Annotated in this window: 22 protein-coding genes; 19 read left to right on the top strand and 3 right to left on the bottom strand. The window is 51.5% G+C overall.

From position 1 onward, the window contains the following. The first annotated feature begins 204 nt into the window (after positions 1–204). Positions 205–960 carry a phospholipid-binding lipoprotein MlaA gene (gene mlaA, locus HEM79_RS07460; protein WP_000776783.1) on the top strand — a complete coding sequence of 252 codons (756 nt, stop codon included), beginning with the start codon at positions 205–207 and terminating at the stop codon, positions 958–960. 61 nt (positions 961–1,021) lie between these two features. Here mlaA and fadL read toward each other — a convergent pair whose 3' ends face one another. After that, the gene (gene fadL, locus HEM79_RS07455) at positions 1,022–2,362 is read right to left on the bottom strand and encodes a long-chain fatty acid transporter FadL (protein WP_010355469.1); all 1,341 of its coding nucleotides are present in this window, start codon (positions 2,360–2,362) and stop codon (positions 1,022–1,024) included. Between the two features lie 371 nt (positions 2,363–2,733). Between fadL and HEM79_RS07450 the strand changes: the two genes are divergently transcribed. The 11 genes from HEM79_RS07450 to HEM79_RS07400 all read left to right on the top strand — a co-directional run bounded on the left by HEM79_RS07450 (position 2,734) and on the right by HEM79_RS07400 (position 14,492). Beyond that, the gene (locus HEM79_RS07450; RefSeq protein ID WP_001296261.1) at positions 2,734–3,018 is read left to right on the top strand and encodes a YfcZ/YiiS family protein; all 285 of its coding nucleotides are present in this window, start codon (positions 2,734–2,736) and stop codon (positions 3,016–3,018) included. 181 nt (positions 3,019–3,199) lie between these two features. Beyond that, complete coding sequence (fadI, locus tag HEM79_RS07445; protein WP_176242362.1) at positions 3,200–4,510, top strand: acetyl-CoA C-acyltransferase FadI; 1,311 nt, start codon at positions 3,200–3,202, stop codon at positions 4,508–4,510. Then, positions 4,510–6,654, top strand: a complete 2,145-nt coding sequence (gene fadJ / locus HEM79_RS07440; RefSeq protein WP_176242360.1) for a fatty acid oxidation complex subunit alpha FadJ — start codon at positions 4,510–4,512, stop codon at positions 6,652–6,654. The genes fadI and fadJ overlap by 1 nt, the downstream gene beginning before the upstream one ends. Positions 6,655–6,856: 202 nt before the next feature. Beyond that, positions 6,857–7,342, top strand: a complete 486-nt coding sequence (gene sixA / locus HEM79_RS07435; protein WP_001195811.1) for a phosphohistidine phosphatase SixA — start codon at positions 6,857–6,859, stop codon at positions 7,340–7,342. 672 nt (positions 7,343–8,014) lie between these two features. Further along, positions 8,015–8,578: a fimbrial protein gene (locus HEM79_RS07430; protein WP_176242358.1), complete on the top strand. Its 564-nt coding sequence runs from the start codon at positions 8,015–8,017 to the stop codon at positions 8,576–8,578. Positions 8,579–8,660: 82 nt separating this feature from the next. Further along, the gene (locus HEM79_RS07425) at positions 8,661–11,297 is read left to right on the top strand and encodes a fimbrial biogenesis outer membrane usher protein (protein ID WP_176242356.1); all 2,637 of its coding nucleotides are present in this window, start codon (positions 8,661–8,663) and stop codon (positions 11,295–11,297) included. Between the two features lie 19 nt (positions 11,298–11,316). After that, positions 11,317–12,069, top strand: coding sequence for a fimbria/pilus periplasmic chaperone (locus tag HEM79_RS07420; protein WP_176242354.1), 753 nt, complete (start codon positions 11,317–11,319; stop codon positions 12,067–12,069). Between the two features lie 15 nt (positions 12,070–12,084). After that, entirely contained in the window at positions 12,085–12,600 is a 516-nt protein-coding gene (locus tag HEM79_RS07415; protein ID WP_176242352.1) for a fimbrial protein, read from the top strand. Continuing rightward, positions 12,597–13,085 (top strand): fimbrial protein, encoded by a 489-nt coding sequence (locus tag HEM79_RS07410; protein WP_176242350.1) that lies wholly within the window; start codon positions 12,597–12,599, stop codon positions 13,083–13,085. Before HEM79_RS07415 ends, HEM79_RS07410 begins: the two co-directional genes overlap by 4 nt. Continuing rightward, positions 13,082–13,621: a fimbrial protein gene (locus tag HEM79_RS07405; protein ID WP_176242348.1), complete on the top strand. Its 540-nt coding sequence runs from the start codon at positions 13,082–13,084 to the stop codon at positions 13,619–13,621. Before HEM79_RS07410 ends, HEM79_RS07405 begins: the two co-directional genes overlap by 4 nt. 1 nt (position 13,622) lies before the next feature. Continuing rightward, positions 13,623–14,492 carry a StfH/YfcO family fimbrial adhesin gene (locus HEM79_RS07400; protein WP_176242346.1) on the top strand — a complete coding sequence of 290 codons (870 nt, stop codon included), beginning with the start codon at positions 13,623–13,625 and terminating at the stop codon, positions 14,490–14,492. A 105-nt stretch (positions 14,493–14,597) separates the two neighbouring features. On the opposite strand, the gene smrB is transcribed toward HEM79_RS07400, so the two are convergent. Then, positions 14,598–15,149 carry an endonuclease SmrB gene (gene smrB / locus HEM79_RS07395; protein ID WP_000730806.1) on the bottom strand — a complete coding sequence of 184 codons (552 nt, stop codon included), beginning with the start codon at positions 15,147–15,149 and terminating at the stop codon, positions 14,598–14,600. Positions 15,150–15,314: 165 nt separating this feature from the next. On the opposite strand from smrB, the gene prmB reads away from it, so the two are divergent. Genes prmB through HEM79_RS07365 form a run of 6 tightly spaced genes read left to right on the top strand, consistent with a single transcriptional unit; the run spans position 15,315 to position 19,864 of the window. Beyond that, complete coding sequence (prmB, locus tag HEM79_RS07390; RefSeq protein ID WP_010351486.1) at positions 15,315–16,247, top strand: 50S ribosomal protein L3 N(5)-glutamine methyltransferase; 933 nt, start codon at positions 15,315–15,317, stop codon at positions 16,245–16,247. A 34-nt stretch (positions 16,248–16,281) separates the two neighbouring features. Further along, positions 16,282–17,367, top strand: a complete 1,086-nt coding sequence (gene aroC, locus HEM79_RS07385; RefSeq protein ID WP_010351484.1) for a chorismate synthase — start codon at positions 16,282–16,284, stop codon at positions 17,365–17,367. Between the two features lie 3 nt (positions 17,368–17,370). Continuing rightward, complete coding sequence (gene mepA / locus HEM79_RS07380) at positions 17,371–18,195, top strand: penicillin-insensitive murein endopeptidase (protein ID WP_001043810.1); 825 nt, start codon at positions 17,371–17,373, stop codon at positions 18,193–18,195. Next, positions 18,195–19,004, top strand: coding sequence for a sulfite exporter TauE/SafE family protein (locus tag HEM79_RS07375; protein ID WP_000447361.1), 810 nt, complete (start codon positions 18,195–18,197; stop codon positions 19,002–19,004). Before mepA ends, HEM79_RS07375 begins: the two co-directional genes overlap by 1 nt. Next, the gene (gene epmC / locus HEM79_RS07370; protein WP_001089209.1) at positions 19,004–19,552 is read left to right on the top strand and encodes an elongation factor P hydroxylase; all 549 of its coding nucleotides are present in this window, start codon (positions 19,004–19,006) and stop codon (positions 19,550–19,552) included. Before HEM79_RS07375 ends, epmC begins: the two co-directional genes overlap by 1 nt. A gap of 33 nt (positions 19,553–19,585) precedes the next feature. Continuing rightward, positions 19,586–19,864 carry a YfcL family protein gene (locus HEM79_RS07365; RefSeq protein WP_000559764.1) on the top strand — a complete coding sequence of 93 codons (279 nt, stop codon included), beginning with the start codon at positions 19,586–19,588 and terminating at the stop codon, positions 19,862–19,864. Positions 19,865–20,077: 213 nt separating this feature from the next. Here HEM79_RS07365 and mnmC read toward each other — a convergent pair whose 3' ends face one another. Beyond that, entirely contained in the window at positions 20,078–22,084 is a 2,007-nt protein-coding gene (gene mnmC, locus HEM79_RS07360; protein WP_176242344.1) for a bifunctional tRNA (5-methylaminomethyl-2-thiouridine)(34)-methyltransferase MnmD/FAD-dependent 5-carboxymethylaminomethyl-2-thiouridine(34) oxidoreductase MnmC, read from the bottom strand. Between the two features lie 158 nt (positions 22,085–22,242). On the opposite strand from mnmC, the gene fabB reads away from it, so the two are divergent. Continuing rightward, on the top strand, positions 22,243–23,463 hold the full coding sequence (fabB, locus tag HEM79_RS07355) for a beta-ketoacyl-ACP synthase I (RefSeq protein ID WP_000817178.1): 1,221 nt from the start codon (positions 22,243–22,245) through the stop codon (positions 23,461–23,463). Positions 23,464–23,673: the final 210 nt, after the last annotated feature.

The raw sequence follows: 23,673 nt of genomic DNA, 5'->3' as shown, positions 1-23,673 counted from the left end.
GCCTTTTTCTGTTTCTACAGAATCAAGTAGCCTACAGGGCGGCGATTACCAGGCTATGATCAAGTCAGCATTCCAGGGCGTCTGGACATCAGTTGACGTGCTGTTACAATCGCCCACACCTAAACAGGCGGATACGGTATCGTTCCGTCATGGATGGCAAACTGCATAAGCCATAAAAAAGCCATAAAAAACAGGGAGACATTTATGAAGCTTCGCCTGTCGGCGCTTGCTCTGGGAACTACGCTTCTGGTGGGGTGTGCGAGTTCCGGTACAGATCAGCAAGGGCGTTCTGACCCGTTAGAAGGGTTCAACCGCACCATGTACAATTTTAACTTCAATGTGTTAGACCCGTATGTGGTTCGACCGGTAGCTGTCGTCTGGCGTGATTATGTTCCACAACCGGCGCGTAACGGTTTGAGCAACTTTACCGGCAACCTTGAAGAACCTGCGGTGATGGTTAACTACTTCTTGCAGGGCGACCCTTATCAGGGGATGGTTCACTTTACCCGCTTTTTCCTGAACACCATTTTGGGTATGGGCGGCTTTATTGATGTTGCGGGGATGGCGAATCCGAAGCTGCAACGGACTGAACCTCACCGTTTTGGTAGTACGCTCGGTCACTATGGCGTGGGCTATGGGCCGTATGTTCAGTTACCGTTCTACGGTAGCTTTACACTGCGTGATGACGGCGGTGATATGGCAGATAGTCTTTACCCGGTTCTTTCCTGGCTGACCTGGCCTATGTCGGTGGGTAAATGGACGCTTGAAGGGATCGAAACTCGTGCGCAGTTGCTGGATTCTGACGGCTTGCTTCGCCAGTCCTCCGATCCTTATATCATGGTGCGCGAGGCTTACTTCCAGCGTCATGATTTCATCGCCAATGGCGGTGAACTCAAACCACAAGAAAACCCGAATGCGCAAGCGATTCAGGATGATTTAAAAGATATCGATTCTGAATAAGCCGCAAATAAAAAAGGTGAGTCGTAAAACTCACCTTTTTTCTTATTAAACGAACATGTTATTAGAACGCGTAGTTAAAGTTAGTCCCGAACAGCCAGGCTTTACCTTCAGACTCGAAGGAATAAGCTGCCGCGCCTTCACCTTCGGTGAATTTCACTTTCTGACCATGCATATAAGATGCGCCAACGTCAATGGATGCATCTTCATTAAATGCGTAGGTTAACCCAGCACTTAACCACAAGCGATCCTGGTCAGGAATGGAAATAGAACGTTTGTCCGCCGGAACCGGGCTGTCGTCATAGGCGATACCGGTACGGAAGGTCCAGTTTTTATCGTAATAGTAGGTTGCACCCAATGCGATACGATATGCGTCACGGAATCCTTCATCTTTATAGAACAGCGTCTGACCACTATCGCCTTTCGCTTTCAGCTCCTGAAACTGGCTCCAGCTGGTATAGGCCATGCTGTAGTGAATTGCCCACTGCGGCGCAACACGGTTATAACCAGAAATCTCCCACATCTCAGGCAGGTTGAGTGTCAAGGATCCATTTTGTGTTGCACCCATCGTGCCATACGGCAAGCCCATGTTACCCAAAATGTTGTTCAGATTTGGGTTAATGGAGCTTTTGTAATCCCCTTCGAAGTCGATTTTAACTTCTGAACGATATGTCAGGCCCCAACGGTTATCTTTATCCAGTTCATAAAGAATACCCGCGTTCCAGCCAAAGCCCCACTCGTCACCTTTCAGATGAGCAATTTGAGAGTCCGGAGTATTAATACCATTGGTCAATGAAGCGGGTACACCCTGGGCAATCAACTGTTGAGACAACAAAGGTCCCAGCGAACCGGCGTAACGCTCAATTTTTGCCTTGGCGTAAACAGCATCAAAACCAAGACCAAAACTCCAGCTATTGTTAAGGCGATAAGCCCCGCTAAGGTTAAGGTTGATTGTCTGCAGATCGGTTTTACCGCCATAGATACCAGCAGCGTAGTTGTCGGTAAATTCCGTAGCCAGGCCGTAGTTGGACGTTATTGACGCTCCCCAACCAAACTGATCGTTAATAGGCGCGACAAAGTGCAGGTTAGGTACCCACGCTGTCGGTGCGATATTTTTAGCATTTGCACTCTGACCGGTTAAATTAGAATGTCCGGTAATATCTACATCCGGATCAATATAAACCGCACCCGCAGAAAAAGTCGGGCGGTCAAACATGGTAATCAACGCGGGGTTACGGCTGACGTTACCGGCATCATCGGCAATTGCGCCTTCCCCTGAGTAAGCCCGGCCCAGGCCAGAGGAAGAAAATTCGTTTAACTGAAAGCCTGCCGACCAGGCCTGGGTGGAGATAAGTGCCACTGCGACTGCGAGAGCAGACTTTGTAAACAGGGTTTTCTGGCTCATGACCATAACCTCAATAATTTATTTTTATACAAACTATGTTACGTGCTGTAACAGGAGCGCGAAGTGTAGGGGCTGATGTACATCTTAGAAATCAGACCAGTGGCGAGAGTATAGGTCTGACCAGATGGGATGTTGCAAGTATGTTTCTATCTTTTTTCAAATATGATCTAAGAAACGCGATCCAGCTGGCAAAATTTGGAGGTGGCGCACTCATCCATCCGGGTGAATTTTGTTTTAGATCATTTTTAAGTGTGATTTCGGTCACTTATCCGATTTTGCAGAATTAACAACTGGAGCAGCACTTTCCGGAAGCGTAAAATATCCGCAACGTTTATCTGGCACCTTGGGTGCACATACAGAGGAAATCAACGATGAGTAAATGTAGTGCTGATGAAACCCCGGTTTGCTGCTGTATGGATGTTGGCACCATTATGGACAACTCCGATTGCACCGCGTCTTACAGCCGCGTGTTTGCAAACCGCGCAGAAGCAGAACAAACGCTGGCGGCGCTGACTGAAAAAGCCCGTAGCGTGGAATCCGAACCTTGCAAAATCACCCCGACTTTCACAGAAGAGTCTGACGGTGTTCGCCTGGATATCGATTTCACTTTTGCCTGCGAAGCTGAAATGCTGATCTTCCAGCTGGGTCTGCGTTAATTCCTCTCAGGTACGCACGCCCCTGCCAGCAACTGGCAGGGGCGTTTTGTTTTCTCTTCTTCTTTTCTCTCTGTGTCATAGCTCCCACTTTCCCTTTTCTCCACTTGGCTAAATGTAAAAAAATGGTTAAGACTATAATCAGGTCAGACCACTTTATATATATTTTTTACAGGGGAGTGTTATGGGTCAGGTTTTACCGCTGGTTACCCGCCAGGGCGATCGTATCGCCATCGTTAGCGGATTACGCACGCCTTTTGCTCGCCAGGCGACGGCTTTTCATGGCATTCCCGCTGTTGATTTGGGGAAGATAGTCGTCGGAGAACTGCTTGCTCGTAGCGAGATCCCCGCCGAAGTGATTGAACAACTGGTATTTGGTCAGGTTGTGCAAATGCCGGAAGCCCCCAACATTGCGCGTGAAATTGTTCTTGGCACCGGAATGAACGTCCATACCGATGCTTACAGCGTCAGTCGTGCCTGTGCCACCAGTTTCCAGGCTGTGGCAAACGTCGCAGAAAGCCTGATGGCGGGAACTATCCGAGCGGGGATTGCCGGTGGGGCAGATTCCTCTTCCGTATTGCCAATTGGCGTCAGTAAAAAACTGGCGCGCGTGCTGGTGGATGTCAACAAAGCACGCACAATGAGCCAACGGCTGAAACTCTTTTCTCGCCTGCGTTTGCGTGACTTAATGCCTGTACCGCCTGCGGTAGCAGAATATTCCACGGGCTTGCGGATGGGTGACACCGCCGAACAAATGGCGAAAACCTACGGTATTACTCGCGAACAGCAAGATGCGCTGGCGCACCGTTCGCATCAGCGAGCCGCTCAGGCGTGGTCGGACGGTAAACTCAAAGAAGAAGTGATGACCGCCTTTATCCCTCCTTATAAACAACCACTCGCGGAAGATAATAATATTCGCGGTAATTCCACGCTTGCCGATTACGCAAAGCTGCGTCCGGCGTTTGATCGCAAACACGGAACGGTAACGGCGGCAAACAGTACGCCGCTGACCGATGGTGCTGCGGCGGTGATCCTGATGACCGAATCGCGGGCGAAAGAATTAGGGTTGTTACCGCTGGGGTATCTGCGCAGTTATGCATTTACCGCGATAGATGTCTGGCAGGACATGCTGCTCGGCCCGGCCTGGTCAACACCGCTGGCGCTGGAACGTGCCGGTTTGACGATGAGCGATCTGACATTGATTGATATGCACGAAGCCTTTGCTGCCCAGACGCTGGCGAATATTCAGTTACTGGGTAGCGAACGTTTTGCCCGCGATGTGCTGGGGCGCGCACATGCCACTGGTGAAGTGGACGACAGCAAATTTAACGTGCTTGGCGGCTCGATAGCTTATGGGCATCCCTTTGCGGCGACTGGCGCGCGGATGATAACCCAGACATTGCATGAACTTCGCCGTCGCGGCGGTGGATTTGGTTTAGTGACCGCCTGTGCTGCCGGTGGGCTTGGCGCAGCAATGGTTCTGGAGGCGGAATAATGGAAATGGCATCAGCATTTACCCTCAATATACGTCTGGACAACATTGCCATCATCACCATAGACGTTCCCGGTGAGAAAATGAACACCCTGAAGGCGGAGTTTGCCTCACAGGTGCGCGCCATTATTAAGCAACTCCGCGAAAATAAAGATCTGCGCGGCGTGGTGTTTATCTCCGCGAAACCGGACAACTTTATTGCCGGCGCGGATATCAACATGATCGGCAACTGCAAAACGGCGCAAGAAGCGGAAGCCCTGGCGCGGCAGGGGCAACAGTTGATGGCGGAAATTCACGCCTTGCCAGTTCCGGTTATTGCCGCTATTCACGGCGCTTGCCTGGGCGGCGGGCTGGAGCTGGCATTAGCGTGCCACGGTCGTGTTTGTACCGACGATCCTAAAACGGTGCTCGGTTTGCCTGAAGTTCAGCTTGGGTTGTTACCCGGTTCAGGTGGAACCCAGCGTTTACCGCGCCTGATAGGTGTCAGCACAGCATTAGAGATGATCCTCACCGGCAAGCAGCTTCGGGCAAAACAGGCGTTAAAGCTGGGGCTGGTGGATGACGTCGTTCCGCAATCCATTTTACTGGAAGCCGCTGTAGAGCTGGCGAAGCAGGATCGTCCGGTTTCGCGGACACTCCCGGTTCGCGAACGTGTGATGGCGGGGCCATTAGGTCGTGCGCTGTTATTCAAAATGGTAAGCAAAAAAACAGAACAGAAAACCCAGGGCAACTACCCGGCGACGGAACGTATTCTTGAGGTTGTCGAGACAGGGTTAGCGCAGGGCACCAGCAGCGGCTATGACGCTGAAGCACGAGCCTTTGGTGAACTGGCGATGACGTCGCAATCAAAGGCATTGCGCAATATCTTTTTTGCCAGTACTGATGTGAAGAAAGATCCTGGCAGCAATGTTGCACCCGCTCCCTTAAACAGCGTGGGGATTTTAGGCGGCGGCTTGATGGGCGGCGGTATTGCTTATGTCACTGCCTGTAAAGCGGGTCTGCCGGTACGAATTAAAGATATCAACGCTCAGGGGATTAATCATGCGCTGAAATACAGTTGGGATCAGTTGGAGAGTAAAGTGCGCCGTCGTCATCTCAAAGCCAGCGAACGCGACAAACAGCTGGCATTAATTTCGGGAACGACGGATTATCGCGGCTTTGCTCATCGCGATCTGATTATTGAAGCAGTATTTGAAAATCTCGAATTAAAACAACAGATGGTGGCAGAAGTTGAGCAAAACTGCGCTACTCATACCATTTTTGCTTCGAATACTTCATCTTTACCGATTGGCGATATCGCCGCTCACGCCACGCGACCAGAGCAAGTTATCGGCCTGCATTTCTTCAGTCCGGTGGAAAAAATGCCGCTGGTGGAGATCATTCCTCATGCAGGGACATCGGCGCAAACCATCGCCACTACGGTAAAACTGGCGAAAAAACAGGGCAAAACGCCAATTGTCGTGCGTGACAAAGCCGGGTTTTACGTCAATCGCATCTTAGCGCCTTACATTAATGAAGCTATCCGCATGTTGACCGAAGGTGAGCGGGTAGAGCACATTGATGCCGCGCTGGTGAAATTTGGTTTTCCGGTAGGTCCAATCCAACTTTTGGATGAGGTAGGAATCGACACCGGGACTAAAATTATTCCTGTACTGGAAGCAGCTTATGGGGAACGTTTTAGCGCGCCTGCAAATGTTGTTTCTTCAATTTTGAACGACGATCGCAAAGGCAGAAAAAATGACCGGGGTTTCTATCTTTACGGTCAGAAAGGGCGTAAAAGCAAAAAACAGGTCGATCCCGCCATTTACCCGCTGATTGGCGCGCAAGGGCAGGGGCGGCTCTCCGCACCGCAGGTTGCTGGACGGTGCGTGATGTTGATGCTGAATGAAGCAGTACGTTGTCTGGACGAGCAGGTTATCCGAAGCGTGCGTGACGGGGACATTGGCGCGGTATTTGGCATTGGTTTTCCACCGTTTCTTGGTGGGCCGTTCCGCTATATCGATTCTCTCGGCGCGGGTGAAGTGGTTGCAATAATGCAGCGACTGACCACGCAGTATGGTTCTCGTTTTACCCCTTGCGAGCGTTTAGTAGAGATGAGCGAGCGAGGGGAAAGTTTTTGGAAAACAACTGCAACTGACCTGCAATAAGAAGGTCAAAGCTATATGAATCCGCGCTGAATGGCGGAGTGTTGGTTAAAATGTAAACACATATTGACTATACTTACGCCATTGAGGTAAAAAACAGCGTTTCATTCGGTGAATGGATAAGGCACAATGCCGGCCACCGTCCTCTTTATCTGGTTTCAGATGAAAGAAGACGGGCGAATCTGGTTAACAAAAGCGGTGCAATATGCAAGTTTTTATCATGCGTCACGGCGACGCAGCCCTCGATGCCGCCAGTGATTCGGTTCGTCCTCTGACCACTAACGGTTGTGACGAATCTCGCCTGATGGCGAACTGGCTGAAAGGTCAAAAAGTGGAAATCGAACGCGTTCTGGTGAGCCCGTTCCTGCGAGCCGAGCAAACACTGGACGAAGTAGGGGATTGTCTGAACCTGCCTTCCAGTGCAGAAGTTCTGCCGGAGTTAACGCCCTGCGGCGATGTTGGCCTGGTCAGTGCCTATCTACAGGCGTTGACCAATGAAGGTGTTGCTTCGGTACTGGTGATCTCCCATTTACCATTAGTCGGGTATCTGGTTGCTGAGTTATGTCCGGGCGAAACGCCGCCTATGTTTACCACCTCGGCCATTGCCAGCGTAACGCTTGATGAAAGCGGAAAAGGTCAATTCAACTGGCAGATGAGCCCGTGTAATCTGAAGATGGCAAAAGCAATTTGATATGAATGTGTAAGGCCCGCTGGCGTAAGCTGTCGGGCCTTAGTTTTGCTTACCGTATTGAAATTATTGCTATTTAAATGCGTTTAATCGTCCTGGTGTGAAAAAATAAATGTTTCCATTTATAGCAAGGGCGCTTATTTATTTTCACAAAGTTACATATGGAAGTAATTGTTACTTTTTTGCATGGGTTATTATTTTTCGAAAAGAGGTGTTAAAAAATAAAGGATGACATTGACGAGTAGATATTTTTGGGTCTTGATATAATATTAATTCAGAAAGATTAATATTATATCTTCGGGAAGATAAAGTCACAATTGTCATATTTATTTTTGGCTGTTTTATGATCCGAAATCATTCATGGGATAAAGTGTTTGTGCCGTTTTGATGAAATGTTCTGCGGTTTTTTTGAGATAACTCTCAAGAAATTATTTATCCTGTTTATTATTTAAAAAAATCTACACAGTGTTGTTAGTAAATTTAAATTGAACCAGCCTCATTAAAATATCAACATTACTACCACGCCAAAGAATATCATCTCGTGCAACCCGTATTTTATGGATCAGAAATCCTATTCAATGGTTGGTTAAAAGCTGCTGAAGAAAGATTGAGGGATTTTATCGTCAATATTTCAGTTGGCTTATATTCTAATTATTTATGATTTAAGGACAAATAATGAGTAAGTTTGTAAAAACAGCTATTGCAGCAGCAATGGTAATGGGTGCGTTCACTTCAACATCTTCTTTCGCAGAAGGTAACAACGGTACTGCTCGTTTTTACGGCACCATTGAAGATTCCGTTTGCTCTATCGTACCAGACGATCACAAACTGGAAGTGGATATGGGTAATATCGGTGCAGATAAACTGAAAAACAACGGCACTACCACGCCGAAAGATTTCCAGATTCGTTTACAGGACTGCGTGTTTGATACCCAAACTACCATGACCACTACTTTCACCGGTACTGTGTCTACGGCGAATAGCGGCAACTACTACACCATTTTTAATACCGATACCGGTGCGGCATTTAACAACGTGAGCCTGGCGATTGGCGATCAACAAGGAACCTCTTACAAAAGTGGGGTTGGTATCAACCAGCAGATCGTAAAAGATACTGCAACCTCCAAAGGCAAACCGAAGCAAACTTTAAACTTTAAAGCCTGGCTGGTAGGTGCGACTGACGCGCCGGACCTGGGTGGTTTTGAAGCTAATACCACCTTCCAGATTACCTATCTCTAAGGTATGTCCCCTCATAGCAGCAATGCTATGAGGGGTTTTTAGCGTTTCGATAGTCTTTAAATAACCATGGATGGATACGTGTATGCCTGACCATTCCCTTTTCCGCTTACGGGCGCTTCCCTGGTGCGTTGCTATGGCAATATCTGGATGCCATATCAATGCCTGGGCCGACGAAGATATTCAGTTTGATTCCCGTTTTCTGGAATTAAAAGGCGACACGAAAATTGATCTGAAGCGTTTTTCCAGCCAGGGTTATGTTGAACCGGGTAAATATAATTTACAGGTTCAGGTAAATAAACAGCCGTTACCTGATGAATATGATATTTACTGGTATGCGTCAGAAAACGATAAAAATAAAACTTACGCCTGCCTGTCGCCAGAGCTGGTGGCGCAGCTTGGTTTTAAAGAAGATATTGCACAAAAATTGCAATGGGATCGCGATGGTAAATGCCTCAAACCAGGTCAACTTGACGGTCTGGAAATACGTGCTGATTTAAGCCAGTCCGCACTGCTCATCACCTTACCGCAGGCTTATCTTGAATACAGCGATGTAGACTGGGACCCGCCTTCACGCTGGGATGATGGCATTCCCGGTTTCATTGCCGATTACAGCATTAACGCCCAAACACGACACGAAGAAAATGGCGGCGATGACAGCAACGACATCAGCGGCAATGGTACGGTTGGCGTTAACCTTGGGCCGTGGCGCCTGCGCGCCGACTGGCAGAGCGATTATCAGCACACCCGCAGTAACGATGAAGAGACGGATAACAGCACCGAGAGAAACTGGGACTGGAGCCGTTACTACGCCTGGCGTGCGTTACCGAGCCTGAAAGCCAAACTGGCACTCGGCGAAGACTACCTCGATTCTGATATTTTTGATGGTTTTAACTACATCGGCGGTAGCATCAGCACCGACGATCAAATGTTGCCGCCGAACCTGCGCGGCTATGCTCCGGATATTTCCGGCGTGGCGCATACGGCGGCGAAAGTCACCGTCAGTCAGGCAGGGCGCATAATTTATGAAACCCAGGTGCCTGCCGGGCCATTCCGTATTCAGGATCTCGGTGAATTTAACTCTGGTACGCTGCATGTGCGCATTGAAGAGCTGAACGGCCAGGTGCAGGAGTATGACATCAGCACCGCTTCCATGCCGTTCCTGACGCGCCCGGGTCAGGTGCGCTATAAAGTGATGATGGGGCGCCCGCAGGAGTGGGGACACCATGTACAGGGCGGATTCTTCTCCGGTGGTGAAGCGTCCTGGGGGATAGCCAACGGCTGGTCGCTGTACGGCGGGGCGCTGGGCGATGAAAACTACCAGTCTGCCGCGCTTGGCATCGGGCGCGATCTCTCTATTTTCGGCGCGATGGCGTTTGATATCACCCACTCGCATACCCGACTTGACGATTCAACCGCTTACGGCAAGGGGACGCTCGACGGTAACTCCTTCCGGGTCAGTTACTCCAAAGACTTTGATGAACTAAACAGCCGCGTCACCTTCGCCGGATACCGCTTCTCTGAAGAAAACTATATGACCATGAGCGAGTATCTGGACGCGAATGACAGCGAAATGGTCCGCGCCGGCAACGATAAAGAGATGTACACCGCCACCTATAACCAGAACTTCAGGGATGCCGGCGTTTCTGTTTATCTGAACTATACGCGCCATACCTACTGGGATCGCGAGGAGCAGACCAACTACAACGTCATGCTCTCGCATTATTTCAATATGGGCGGTATTCGTAACATGAGTATCTCCCTGACGGGTTATCGCTACGAGTATGACAACAGCGCCGACAAAGGCGTCTATATCTCCTTAAGTATGCCGTGGGGTGATAACAGCACCGTGAGTTACAACGGCAACTACGGCAGCGGTTCAGACAGCAGCCAGGTGGGATACTTCAACCGTATTGATGACGCCAGCCACTATCAGATAAACGTTGGCAGCAGTGAAAATCACTCCAGCGTCGATGGCTATTACAGCCATGACGGCTCTATGGCACACGTGGATCTGAGTGCTAACTACCATGAAGGGCAATACACTTCTGCCGGGTTGTCGCTGCAAGGTGGAGCCACGCTAACTGCGCACGGTGGCGCACTGCATCGTACTCAAAACATGGGCGGTACGCGCCTGCTTATCGACGCTGACGGCGTGGCTGACGTACCGGTCGAAGGTAACGGTTCAGCGGTGTACACCAACATGTTCGGTAAAGCTGTCGTTGCGGACGTCAATAACTACTACCGTAACCAGGCCACTATTGACCTGACTAAACTGCCAGAGAACGCCGAAGCCACGCAGTCAGTGGTGCAGGCGACGCTGACCGAAGGAGCCATTGGCTACCGTAAATTTGCGGTCATCAGTGGACAAAAGGCGATGGCTGTCTTGCGCATGAGTGATGGTAGTTATCCACCATTTGGTGCAGAAGTGAAAAACGAACACGACCAGCAGGTCGGTCTGGTCGACGACGACGGCAACGTCTATCTGGCTGGGGTAAAAGCTGGCGAACGTATGAGCGTCTCATGGAATGGGGCTTCCCACTGTGAGATCGCCCTGCCAGACCCACTGCCTGCTGACTTGTTCAACGGCCTGTTACTGCCGTGTAAGCAAAAAGGCACAGTGACGCCTGCTACTCCGGTGGAAATCAAACCGGTGATTCAGGAACAGACGCAACAGGTCACTCCGGGTACACCGCCAGTCGCTATCTCCGCTAACCAATAACGTGATTAAGGAATGATCCATGTATACACAGACTAATACCGCAAAAATAGTTGCCCCGGCGCTGGCGCTGCTGGTGACCGCCGCCAGTTTTACAACCCACGCATCGGTAACGCCCGACCGCACCCGCTTGATCTTCAACGAAAGTGACAAATCCATCAGCGTCACGTTACGCAATAACGATCCTAAGCTGCCATACCTGGCGCAAAGCTGGATAGAAGACGAAAAGGGCAACAAAATCAGTTCGCCATTGACGGTTCTGCCGCCGGTACAGCGCATTGATGCGATGATGAATGGTCAGGTAAAAGTCCAGGGAATGCCGGATATCAGCAAGTTACCTGCCGATCGTGAGAGCATGTTCTACTTTAACGTGCGTGAAATTCCGCCAAAATCGAACAAACCTAACACCCTGCAAATTGCGCTGCAAACGCGTATCAAACTGTTCTGGAGACCGAAGGCGCTGGCAGAAATCAACATGAGAGATCCGTGGCAGCACAAGGTGACCTTAACCCGCAATGGTCAGACCTTCACTGTTAATAACCCGACGCCGTATTACGTGATCCTCAGCAACGCCAGTACGCAGAAAAATGGTAATCCGGCAGCCGGGTTTACGCCGCTGGTGATGCCGCCTAAAACATCTGCGCCGTTGAATGTGAAGATGGACAGTGTGCCGGTGCTGACTTACGTCAACGACTACGGCGCGCGACTTTCGCTGATCTTTAAATGCAACGGCAATAGTTGCCAGGTGGATGCAGAGCAGAGCCGTAAAGGTTAATGCCGGGAGAGTCTTATGAAATACACGTTTCTGGTGGGAACGGGCATTTTGCTCCTGAGCGGCTGGCTGACGGGCAACATTGCCGTCGCAGGGGAAAGTAAAAAGGTGTCATTATCGTTGCGCATTCTGGTCGATGCGCCACCGCCCTGTTCCGTGAAGGGGAGCAATGTTGAATTTGGCAATGTGTACATTAGCAAAATAAATGGCACAAATTACCGCACGACGGATGCGCTTTATACCCTGAACTGCGGTAACAAAATAGCAGGTGTTGATGATCTGCGGATGCAGCTTAAAGGCTCCACCACCGTGATTAACGGGGAAACGGTCATTGCGACGCAAATTTCAGGCCTGGGCATTCGCATTGAAAACGGTGCCGATAACTCCCTGTTTAAAGTCGGTGAAGGTAACTGGTCTGATTTCAATACTAACCAATTACCCAATCTCAAAGCGGTGCCGGTAAAACAGAGCGGAGTGCAGCTTACACCAGCGGAATTTAACGCCAGTATGACGATGGTGGTGGATTACCAATGAAAAAACTCACGTTCTTTTTACTCTGCGCGTATGGCGGCATGGCTCTGGCGGCTAATGAAGACATCACCTTCCACGGTACGCTGGTGGCACCACCAGCCTGTACCATTAGCGGTGGAAAGACCATCGAAGTGGAATTTCGCGATCTCATCATCGACAGCATCAACGGTGATTATGGCCGCAAGGAAGTGAACTATGACCTGAGCTGTGACTCCGCAGTTCGCGATCCCGACTGGAATATGACGCTCACCTGGACGGGGACGCAGACCTCGTACAATGATGCGGCTATCGAAACAGATGTTCCCGGCTTTGGTATTGAGCTTCGACACGATGGTCAGCGTTTTAAGCTGAATACGCCGCTTACTATTAACGCCACCGATTTTACTCAAAAGCCGAAGCTGGAGGCGGTGCCGGTGAAATCGGCAGATGCGGTGTTGAGTGATACCACGTTTTCAGCCTGGGCAACATTACGGGTGGATTATCAATGAAGACAGGACACATTTATTCGCTCGGTTACGCGCTGTTAACGGGTCTGCTGTTGACCGGTGGCACTCGTGCCCTGGCCGTGGACAACAACCTGCATTTTTACGGCAACTTGTTAAGCCGCTCCTGCACGCTGGTAGTTGATGGCGGAAATCTGGCAGAAGTGCATTTTCCTGCCATCAGCCGTCAGGATCTTATGGTCGCCGGGGAATCCCCGCGCGTTCCGGTGGTGTTTAAGTTGAAAGATTGTAAGGGGCCGGCGAGTTATCAGGTGCAGGTGACCCTTACCGGTACGGAAGACAGCGAGCAGCCGGGTTTCCTTGCGCTGGATACCACCTCAGCCGCTCAGGGCGTCGGGATTGGGATGGAAACGACCGACGGTGTGCGGGTGTCGATTAACAACCCGACCGGAGCGAAATTTATGCTCAGCGACGGCAGCAATGATATTCATTTCAGAGCCTGGTTGCAGGCGAAGAGCGGTCGCGATGTCACGCTCGGTGATTTTACCGCCAACCTGACGGCAACTTTTGAGTATATATAAGATGAAAAAAATACGATTACTGCTCTGCGCCATGCTGGTGCTGTGCTTTAGCCAGGGAGCTCAGGCGAAACTGGGGGGAGTCTATAATAACGTGACGATCTATTTTGGTACGGTTGGCGCCAATGCAACGCTTCGTTTCTACCTGGACTTACTCACCACCAATGGAGTTTATCATGGGGAGTATTATCAGGATCGAGCGTATGGCATCGCTTATGGGGATCTTCCTAATAAGTCATGGACCGGTCCAGGAAACGTGCCCGCTCCCAAAATCACAATCCGTACAGTAGACAGTGGTGTACCAGATTCTTTTTGTCCGGGCGTGAAAAACATTGATAAAGATATACCCTGGGTATGCTCATCAGCAGGACTGACCATAGAAGTCGATGGTTCGGCAGAGACGTGTCCGTGGATGGTGGGGTTGACGGCAAACAGCTCTACACGTGTATTCGATGGTGGTCAAATGATAACGGAAAACTACAGGGGGCCGACAACCTATAGAACAACGTGCCCGGGTGAACCATTAACAAATTATGATATCTCCTGGAGTGCTAGTCGCGTTGTCCACAGCCAGCTATTGAATCTGAAATCAACCGGGGCCGTGATTGAACAAAACTTATCGACCTACCTGATGAAAGATGGTCAGCTCTGCGATGGTAGTGGAACGGATGAACGCGCCGCGTATTGTCGCTATGTAAATCAGTTGATTACCTTTACTGCTGAAGGATGCGATAACGCTAAAGTGACGGTGGCGCCAACCAGGCACTCGATTACCGATCGGCAACTGCACGATATGTTAGTGCGTGTCGATACCAGTAGCAGGCAGCCAATAGACTCCACGTGTCGGTTCCAGTACATATTAAATATGCTGTAGCGCCCATGCCGGATATGGCGTTCACGCCGCATCCGGCATTTCTTGTCGGATGCGATGCTGACGCATCTTATCCGACCTACAAATTCCATATCCGGTTGTTGCCATTCAGGGCAATTCTGGCGGCAGCCACTCTTCCACTTCAATCAACACCAGCAACGCCGCGTCGCCACCATACTCTTTCGGTGCCTGGTGAAATGCCATTACATGCGGATGCTGCGCCAGCCACAGCGGTGTTTGCTGTTTTAAAATATGCTTCCCGTGACCATGCATCACACAGGCACAAAACACATGCTCACGGCGGCAGGCGGCAATCAACGCGCCTAACTCTTGTTTGGCCTGAAGCTGCGTCAGACCATGCAAATCCAGAAACAGCTCTGGCGAATAATCACCACGGCGCAGTTTCTTCGCCTCAAAATGACTGACATCCGGGCGGACATATTTCACCGGGCCTTCGGTATTTAATAACGGTTGAAACTCATCGGAGAAATAATGGCTAGCATCCGCCTGTTCCTGAATCAACCGCTTAACGGGTACTTCGCTGATTTTTTTACGCTGTGGTCGATGGACAATAGTGTCCTGCTTAATCTTGCGAGTGCCCGCCATCAGCTGGCGAAACAGTGCCTGATCCTCCTCGCTGAGTGTTGTTTTCTTTTTCATTTATGCATCTCTGTTTTAATTTTCCTACAGTTTACCCGACTCGCAGCGCAATCGATCGGCCAAAACATAATTTTCCTGTGTCATCGCCGCGTGAATGCTGATTTATCGTCATCTTCATGGCAAACTAGCCGCCGAAATTAATGCGACCATGCCCTGGAGGAATACGTGGATAAAATTTTCGTCGATGAAGCAGTAAATGAGCTGCAAACCATTCAGGACATGTTGCGCTGGTCGGTTAGCCGCTTCAGCGCGGCAAATATCTGGTACGGTCACGGCACAGACAACCCGTGGGACGAAGCAGTGCAACTGGTATTGCCATCGCTCTATCTGCCGCTGGATATTCCGGAAGATATGCGTAACGCCCGCCTGACCTCCAGCGAAAAACACCGTATTGTTGAGCGCGTGATCCGTCGCGTCAACGAACGCATTCCGGTGGCCTATTTGACTAACAAAGCCTGGTTCTGCGGTCACGAATTTTACGTCGATGAACGCGTGCTGGTGCCGCGCTCGCCGATTGGTGAACTGATCAACAATAAATTTGCCGGACTCATCAGCAAGCAACCGCAGCATATTCTGGATATGTGCACTGGCAGCGGCTGCATTGCCATTGCCTGCGCTTATGCCTTCCCGGAAGCGGAAGTCGACGCGGTGGATATCTCTCCCGACGCGCTGGCGGTTGCCGAACAGAACATCGAAGAACACGGCCTGATCCATAACGTCATTCCGATTCGATCCGATCTGTTCCGTGACTTGCCGAAAGTGCAGTACGACCTGATCGTCACCAACCCGCCGTATGTCGATGCGGAAGATATGTCCGACCTGCCAAACGAATATCGTCACGAGCCGGAACTGGGCCTGGCATCTGGCACCGACGGCCTGAAACTGACGCGCCGCATTCTCGGTAACGCGGCAGATTACCTTGCTGATGATGGCGTGCTGATTTGTGAAGTGGGCAACAGCATGGTACATCTTATGGAACAATATCCGGATGTTCCGTTCACCTGGCTGGAGTTTGATAACGGCGGCGATGGTGTGTTTATGCTCACCAAAGCGCAGCTTATTGCGGCACGGGAACATTTTGGAATTTATAAAGATTAAGTAAACACGCAAACACAACAATAACGGAGCCGTGATGGCTGGAAACACAATTGGACAACTCTTTCGCGTAACCACCTTCGGCGAATCGCACGGGCTGGCGCTCGGCTGTATCGTCGATGGTGTTCCGCCAGGCATCCCGCTCACGGAAGCGGATCTGCAACATGACCTCGACCGTCGTCGCCCTGGGACATCGCGCTATACCACCCAGCGTCGTGAACCGGATCAGGTCAAAATTCTCTCCGGCGTTTTTGAAGGCGTCACCACCGGCACCAGCATTGGCTTGTTGATCGAAAACACCGACCAGCGTTCCCAGGATTACAGCGCAATTAAAGACGTTTTCCGTCCGGGTCATGCCGATTACACCTACGAACAAAAATACGGCCTGCGCGATTATCGCGGCGGCGGACGTTCTTCCGCCCGTGAAACCGCCATGCGCGTTGCGGCAGGGGCGATTGCCAAAAAATATCTCGCTGAGAAATTTGGTATTGAGATTCGCGGTTGCCTGACCCAAATGGGCGACATTCCGCTGGAAATCAAAGACTGGTCGCAGGTCGAGCAAAATCCGTTCTTCTGCCCGGACCCGGACAAAATCGACGCCTTAGATGAACTGATGCGCGCGCTGAAAAAAGAGGGCGATTCTATCGGCGCGAAAGTGACCGTTATTGCCAGTGGCGTCCCCGCCGGACTTGGCGAACCGGTCTTTGATCGCCTGGATGCCGACATCGCCCACGCGCTGATGAGCATCAACGCGGTGAAAGGCGTGGAAATTGGCGATGGTTTTGACGTGGTGGCGCTGCGCGGCAGCCAGAATCGCGACGAAATCACTAAAGAAGGTTTTCAGAGCAACCACGCAGGCGGCATTCTTGGTGGTATCAGCAGCGGGCAGCAAATCATCGCCCATATGGCGCTGAAACCGACCTCCAGCATTACCGTGCCAGGGCGCACGATCAACCGCTTTGGCGAAGAAGTTGAGATGATCACCAAAGGCCGTCACGATCCTTGTGTCGGGATCCGCGCGGTGCCGATTGCTGAAGCGATGCTGGCGATCGTTTTGATGGATCACCTGTTACGGCAACGGGCGCAAAATGCCGATGTAAAGACTGATATTCCACGCTGGTAAAACATGAACAAAACCGCGATTGCGCTGCTGGCTCTGCTTGCCAGTAGCGCCAGCCTGGCAGCGACGCCGTGGCAAAAAATAACCCAACCTGTGCCGGGTAGCGCACAATCGATAGGCAGTTTTTCTAATGGCTGTATCGTCGGCGCTGACACGCTGCCGATACAGTCCGAACATTATCAGGTCATGCGTACCGATCAGCGTCGCTATTTCGGTCACCCGGATCTGGTGATGTTTATCCAGCGACTGAGTAGCCAGGTGAGCAATCTGGGCATGGGTACGGTGCTGATTGGCGATATGGGGATGCCTGCTGGTGGGCGCTTCAACGGTGGTCACGCCAGCCACCAGACCGGACTGGATGTCGATATCTTCCTGCAACTGCCGAAAAAACGCTGGACCTCCGCGCAGCTCTTGCGCCCGCAGGCACTGGACTTAGTTTCCCGCGACGGCAAACACGTCGTCCCGACGCTGTGGAAGCCGGAAATTTTCAGCCTGATCAAACTCGCTGCGCAGGACAAAGACGTCACCCGCATTTTTGTTAATCCGGCGATTAAACAACAACTTTGCCTTGATGCGGGCACCGATCGCGACTGGTTGCGTAAAGTGCGACCCTGGTTCCAGCATCGTGCGCATATGCATGTACGATTACGTTGTCCTGCCGATAGCCTGGAGTGTGAAGACCAACCTTTACCGCCGCCGGGCGATGGCTGCGGGGCAGAACTGCAAAGCTGGTTTGAACCACCGAAACCAGGAACAACCAAGCCTGAGAAGAAGACACCGCCTCCGTTGCCGCCTTCCTGCCAGGCGCTACTGGATGAGCACGTGATCTAATGGAAACGTTTAATAGCCTGTTTATGGTCTCCCCGCTGTTGCTGGGCGTTCTCTTTTTTGTCGCCATGCTGGCGGGATTTATTGACTCGATTGCCGGTGGCGGTGGGTTACTCACCATTCCGGCATTGATGGCGGCGGGGATGTCTCCGGCTAACGCGCTGGCAACCAATAAACTGCAAGCCTGCGGTGGCTCTATTTCCGCCACTATCTATTTTATTCGCCGCAAAGTCGTCAGCTTAAGCGATCAGAAGCTCAATATCGCGATGACCTTTGTTGGTTCAATGAGCGGCGCATTGCTGGTGCAGTACGTGCAGGCTGATGTGCTACGGCAGATTTTACCCATCCTGGTGATTTGTATCGGTCTCTATTTCTTGCTGATGCCAAAACTGGGAGAAGAAGATCGCCAGCGCCGGATGTACGGCCTACCTTTTGCGTTAATTGCCGGTGGTTGTGTCGGTTTTTACGATGGATTCTTTGGTCCGGCAGCCGGATCGTTTTATGCGCTGGCCTTCGTTACGCTGTGCGGATTCAACCTCGCCAAAGCCACCGCCCACGCCAAATTACTCAACGCAACCTCAAACATCGGCGGCCTGCTGCTGTTTATTCTCGGCGGCAAAGTGATCTGGGCGACGGGTTTTGTGATGCTGGTGGGGCAGTTCCTCGGCGCGCGCATGGGTTCAAGACTGGTGTTGAGCAAAGGACAAAAGCTGATCCGCCCGATGATTGTTATCGTCTCGGCGGTGATGAGTGCCAAATTACTTTACGATAGCCACGGACAGGAGATCCTCCACTGGTTGGGGATGAACTAATGAACAGTACACACCACTACGAGCAGTTGATTGAAATTTTTAATGGCTGCTTTGCCGATGAATTTAATACCCGTCTGATTAAAGGCGACGACGAACCGATCTATCTTCCTGCTGATGCGGAAGTACCGTATAACCGAATCGTCTTTGCTCATGGTTTTTATGCCAGCGCCATCCACGAAATTTCGCACTGGTGTATTGCCGGGAAAGCTCGCCGTGAACTGGTTGATTTCGGCTACTGGTATTGCCCGGACGGACGCGATGCCCAGACGCAAAGCCAGTTTGAAGATGTTGAAGTTAAGCCGCAGGCGCTCGACTGGTTGTTCTGCGTGGCGGCGGGATATCCGTTTAATGTTAGCTGCGACAATCTGGAAGGCGACTTCGAACCGGATCGCGTGGTGTTTCAACGGCGGGTACATGCTCAGGTAATGGATTATCTGGCAAACGGTATTCCCGAACGTCCGGCACGCTTCATAAACGCATTACAAAATTATTATCACACGCCGGAACTTACGGCGGAACAGTTCCCGTGGCCGGAAGAGCTCAACTGAAGCCAGTGCCACGTTTTACAATGAGGAAAGAAGATGATCGCGGAGTTTGAATCACGCATTCTGGCATTAATCGACGGTATGGTTGACCATGCCAGTGATGATGAGTTGTTTGCCAGTGGGTATTTGCGTGGCCACCTGACATTAGCCATTGCAGAACTGGAAAGTGGTGATGACCACTCCGCCCAGGCGGTGCATACAACCGTTAGCCAGAGTCTGGAAAAAGCCATTGGCGCAGGTGAATTGTCGCCGCGTGACCAGGCGCTGGTGACCGATATGTGGGAAAACCTGTTTCAGCAGGCGTCACAGCAGTAAGTTGTTGGCGTCTGGAGCACCATGCCTGATGCGACGCTTGCTGCGTCTTATCAGGCCTACATGTTACCGTAGGTCGGATAAGGCATTCACGCCGCATCCGACATTGAGTGCACTATGCCTGATGCGACGCTTAGCGCGTCTTATCAGGCCTGCATGTTACCGTAGGTCGGATAAGGCGTTCACGCCGCATCCGACAAACAATGCCAAAGCTGATTACCCGGCTTTCACTGTTTTACCTTTCAACAATTTCCGTACCCATAACCGATTCGGGTTTAACGCCGCCAGCGTACTGGCATCCATCGGAATCGGTTCGTCGCTCATCTGCGCCGCCAGAATTTCGGCACACAGTGGGGCAGAACACAAACCACGCGAACCCAAAGCTGCAAGCATAAACAGATCGTCATAAATCGGCGCGCTTACCGCTTCATCTTTCTGTTCCGCCAGCGAGGCATATTCCGCGAGCGTTGCGTCATAATCGGGCACATTTCCCACCATTGGCAGATGATCGCGGGTAGCACAACGCACACCGCAACGAGCCTCTTTTTCACTGACATCGACTTCTGTCGCCCATTGCGCCTGCGGGAAACAATCAATCAACCGCTGGCGATTCTGCAGCTGATCATCTTCACTGTACGCCGTGTCCTCACTACCGCGATGGTAACTGGCACCAATACAATGATGCTGATTCGCCGGATTTTGTGGCGTGAGATAACCGTCATAACACAGCACCTGCTTAAGCTTCGCCAGTTCCGGCGTTGTCGGAATATGGCTAACCTGCCCGGCAACTGAATACACCGGCAGAGGCGATGTTTGGCTGAAACGGCTAATTTGATGCCCGTTCGCCAGTACCACCACGCTATGCATCGTTTGCTGACTATCCGCAAATGTCAGTTGCCACTTATCATCTTTACGGGATAAATCCTTTAACTGATGCTGATAACGAATCTGCAAACCTTGCTGTTCCGCCAGTTCCAGCACATTACGGGTAAGTTCTGCCGGACACAGCCAGCCGCCTTGCGGATAAGTAATACCACCACAATTTGTCGCAACACCTGTAACGCCTTTAATCTCATTTGCATCGACCTCCATCGCCAGATCTGCGGGTAAATCCATCGACAACATCTGCGCGATTTTATGCTCGCTTTTCTCATCCCAGCCTAACTGCGTGACGCCGCACCAGTCATGATCAAATTTAACGGGCAATAAATCGTAAAGCCGACGAGCAAATGTAAACGCATTAGAGAAAAAGCGATTCAACGCCTCATCGTGTTTACTTAAAAGCGGATACAGCGCCCCCTGACGATTGCCGGAAGCACCCAGCGCGGGGGCTTCATCCGCGCAATAAAGCGTTACCTGCCAGCCGCGACGCAATAGCGCCAGCGACAACAACGCGCTGGCAATACCGCCGCCGATAATCGCCACTTCCCGTTTGTTGCTGCCCGTGCGGTTAAACCACGGCGTGGAGCAGGGGAGTGGTAATGTCTGTTCCATCACCCCACAAAGCATTTCCCGTTTGCGCCCAAAGCCCTTACGTTTTTGCATCGTGAATCCGGCTTCCTGCAAACCGCGACGGACAAATCCGGCAGATGTGAAGGTCGCCAGCGTGCCGCCAGGACGCGCCAGACGCGCCATGGCGTTAAACAGGTTTTGCGTCCACATATCCGGGTTCTTCGCGGGCGCAAAACCGTCCAGAAACCAGGCATCCACTTTTTGATTTAGCGAATCGTCCAGTTGGCTGGTCAGTTCATTAATATCGCCAAACCATAAATCCAGCGTCACGCGGCCTTCATCGAGCAATAAACGATGGCAACCGGGCAAGGGTAAAGGCCACTGCGCCTGGAGTTGTTCCGCCCACGGCGCCAGTTCCGGCCAGTGTTGATGCGCTAACGCTAAATCAGCACGGGTGAGGGGAAACTTCTCAAAACTAATGAAATGCAATCGCTGCAATTGTGCCTGCGGATGCGCCTGGCGAAACTGATCAAATGCCTGCCAAAGCGTCAGGAAGTTTAATCCGGTGCCGAAGCCGCTCTCCGCTACCACAAACAGAGGATCTGGATGAGCAGGAAAACGTGCCTCTAATTGGTTACCCCCAAGAAAAACATAACGCGTCTCTTCCAGCCCGTTATCGTTGGAAAAATAGACATCGTCAAAATCTCGGGAAACAGGTGTACCCTCAGCATTAAATTCGAGGTTGGCAGGTTGTATTGAGTAGTGTTTCACGTAAGTTACTCGTCTTACAGGCGGTGGCTCGATCTTAGCGATGTGTGTCAGGCCGCGCAAATTTCTCTATAAATTGTCTGATCGGACTTGTTCGGCGTACAAGTGTACGCTATTGTGCATTCGAAACTTACTCTATGTGCGACTTACAGAGGTATTGAATGAAACGTGCAGTGATTACTGGCCTGGGCATTGTTTCCAGCATCGGTAATAACCAGCAGGAAGTCCTGGCATCTCTGCGTGAAGGACGCTCAGGGATCACTTTCTCTCAGGAGCTGAAGGATTCCGGCATGCGTAGCCACGTCTGGGGCAACGTAAAACTGGATACCACTGGCCTCATTGACCGCAAAGTTGTGCGCTTTATGAGCGACGCATCCATCTATGCATTCCTTTCTATGGAGCAGGCAATTGCAGATGCTGGCCTCTCTCCGGAAGCTTACCAGAATAACCCGCGCGTTGGCCTGATTGCAGGTTCCGGCGGCGGTTCCCCACGTTTCCAGGTGTTCGGCGCTGACGCAATGCGCGGCCCGCGCGGCCTGAAAGCGGTTGGCCCGTATGTGGTCACCAAAGCGATGGCATCTGGCGTTTCTGCCTGCCTCGCCACACCGTTTAAAATTCACGGTGTTAACTACTCCATCAGCTCCGCGTGTGCGACTTCCGCACACTGTATCGGTAACGCAGTCGAGCAGATCCAACTGGGCAAACAAGATATCGTGTTTGCTGGCGGCGGCGAAGAGCTGTGCTGGGAAATGGCGTGCGAATTCGACGCAATGGGCGCGCTGTCTACCAAATACAACGACACCCCGGAAAAAGCCTCCCGTACTTATGACGCTCATCGTGACGGTTTCGTTATCGCTGGCGGCGGCGGTATGGTCGTGGTGGAAGAGCTGGAACACGCTCTGGCACGTGGCGCCCACATCTACGCTGAAATCGTTGGCTACGGTGCAACGTCTGATGGCGCGGATATGGTTGCTCCGTCTGGTGAAGGCGCAGTTCGCTGCATGAAGATGGCAATGCACGGCGTTGATACCCCAATCGACTACCTGAACTCTCACGGTACTTCAACTCCGGTTGGCGACGTGAAAGAGCTGGCGGCTATCCGTGAAGTGTTTGGCGACAAGAGCCCGGCAATTTCTGCAACCAAAGCAATGACCGGTCACTCACTGGGCGCGGCGGGTGTGCAGGAAGCTATCTACTCTCTGCTGATGCTGGAACACGGCTTTATCGCCCCGAGCATCAACATTGAAGAGCTGGACGAGCAGGCGGCGGGTCTGAACATCGTGACCGAAACAACCGATCGCGAACTGACCACCGTTATGTCTAACAGCTTCGGCTTCGGCGGCACTAACGCCACGCTGGTAATGCGTAAGCTGAAAGATTAATAGGTAGAGTCGGTCGGATAAAACGCGTCAGCGTCGCATCCGACAGTAACGCAAAAGGGAACCTGATGGTTCCCTTTTTCACATCGTTGACAATCGCTGCCGCTTCCAGGCAAACTTCCCGCTTTGTCAATTGCCTTCTGAAAACACGTGCGTGACGCACCGTAACCCTGAAAACCAGAGAGATGAGACGGGGACACTCCTCGCCTTGCG

It is taken from the genome of Escherichia sp. 93.0816 (assembly GCF_013368855.2).
Lineage (GTDB): Bacteria > Pseudomonadota > Gammaproteobacteria > Enterobacterales > Enterobacteriaceae > Escherichia > Escherichia ruysiae.
Note: the sequence above shows the minus strand (reverse complement) of the source record. Positions and strands in the feature narration are given on the sequence as shown.